The following is a 255-nucleotide window of genomic DNA, read 5'->3' on the forward strand; positions in this document are numbered from 1 at the left end:
AGCCATGACAGGGATTTCTTAGATCGAACTGTAACGCATATGTTGGCGCCTCAAGGGGATGGTCATTGGGTTTTATACGCTGGCGGTTATAGTGATATGATCGCGCAAAACAAGCAAGCTGCATGGGTGCAACGCAAAGATAAAGAAGTACAGCGTAAAGTGCTGTCAAACCCTCGTGCGCGGGGGCAGGAAAAGCAGGTTTCGTCAACAAATCATCGCTTTGAGGGGCGGGAGAAAACAACATCGCGTAGATTG

General features: G+C 49.0%; 1 pseudogene. It reads left to right on the top strand.

What is annotated here, in order from left to right:
• A pseudogene (locus J7R12_RS08840) lies at nucleotides 1–255 on the top strand (ABC transporter ATP-binding protein); the annotation flags it as partial.

It is taken from the genome of Bartonella vinsonii subsp. vinsonii (genome assembly GCF_902825235.1).
Taxonomy (GTDB): Bacteria; Pseudomonadota; Alphaproteobacteria; order Rhizobiales; family Rhizobiaceae; genus Bartonella; species Bartonella vinsonii.